At 66.9% G+C, this 1,376-nt stretch carries 1 protein-coding gene; it reads right to left on the reverse strand.

Annotated elements, in window-relative coordinates; genetic code table 11:
* Positions 1 to 219 precede the first annotated feature (219 nt).
* Entirely contained in the window at positions 220 to 741 is a 522-nt protein-coding gene (locus ACFHPP_RS31010; RefSeq protein ID WP_437167078.1) for a helix-turn-helix domain-containing protein, read from the reverse strand.
* Between the last annotated feature and the right edge of the window lie 635 nt (positions 742 to 1,376).

Raw genomic sequence — 1,376 nt, forward strand, 5'->3', positions numbered from 1 at the left:
TAAGGTTCTCACGGAATCGAGAGAAGGGGGCTCGTGATGGCCAGAGGAATCGTACTTGTGCCGGCGATGTCCGTGCCGCTCTGGATCGGCATCTACTACGCGGCCAGCTTTCTCTTCTCGGCGGCGTAGCCCCGGCGCCAGGCGCGCCCGCTGGTGCCTGGCATGTCGCTCAGGGCGTTGGCCTAAGCGGCGATCCATCAGCTGCCGCCTCACCCGCCGCTACTCCGGCGTCTGGTCCGCCGTCTGCGGCGGCTGGCCGCGAGCAACGGCGCGGGAGAATGCCATCAGCGCGGCACGGCGACGCGGATCGCTGATGGTGGAGAACACCTGCACCAGCTCGACCAGCTCATCCGTCGCGCCGTCGATGAAGTCGACCATCGGCTCGTACCGCGGCGCGGAGCCGCCCATCAGCACTTCCGGCCGCACGCCGAGCGCCGTCGCGATGCCGAGAAGGCGGCTGGTCGCGATCCGCGTCGCACCCGTTTCGTAGCGATGGAATTGCGCGCCGGTGACACCGACGATGTCGGCGATCTCCTTCTGCGTCCGGCCGGCGTAGCGGCGCAGTTCCTTGATCCGGCTGCCGACGCTGGCGTCGGCGGAGGTGGGTGAGCGGTTGCCCGGGATCACCGCCACGACCCGCCCGACTTCCGATCCATCGTTCATCGCCGGCATGGCTTGCGGGCTCGCATCCATCGCGGCGGTGCGAAAACCGGCCGGAAATGTCTTGTTGGCAGCCTGCATCGTTCTGGTCCTTGGGGCGGCATGGTGAAGCTGCTGTGGATGGCAGGTGCGGAATGTCACAGACGACCAGGGAGAGGACGCCCTGCGTTATCTCGCTCCGGCGTAGATGATCGCCGCCGAGGCTGGCGCAGCAGCGAAGGCAAGACCTGCCGCCAGCACGGACGCGGCGAGGGTGGTTGGGGGAATTTCCATGGGAAGCTCCTGCAGGTGTCTCGTTCGACTGCGAAACATGCAGCAGGATTCGTGCCAGCGCTTTGCGGTCGCTTAACGCATTGATCACGTTGCAATTTACTGCAACGAAAGAGGAGGGTTTGCGGCAACACGGAATATTCGTAAACGAAACCGACATTGCCGCTCTGGATCGGCATCTCCTACGCCGCCAGTTACCTGTTCTCGGCCGCGAAGCTCCGGCGCCAGGCGCGCCCCGTCTGTGCCCGGCACGTCACGCATGGAAGCCCGGCACCCCTTCAGGGCGAGATCCGCGCCCAGCGCCTCTGTGACGCCTGCGGACCTCGATCAGGGGCGCCGGCCGCTCACGACAGTCCAAGCCGGCGCGCCCAGGACCCCGGTCTGAGCACCGGAAGGGGGCGCGATCTGCGTCACCTGGAACCGGTCCGCCACCGCCTCCGGCATCG

The organism is Falsiroseomonas sp. E2-1-a20 (assembly GCF_051433195.1).
Lineage (GTDB): Bacteria > Pseudomonadota > Alphaproteobacteria > Acetobacterales > Acetobacteraceae > Falsiroseomonas.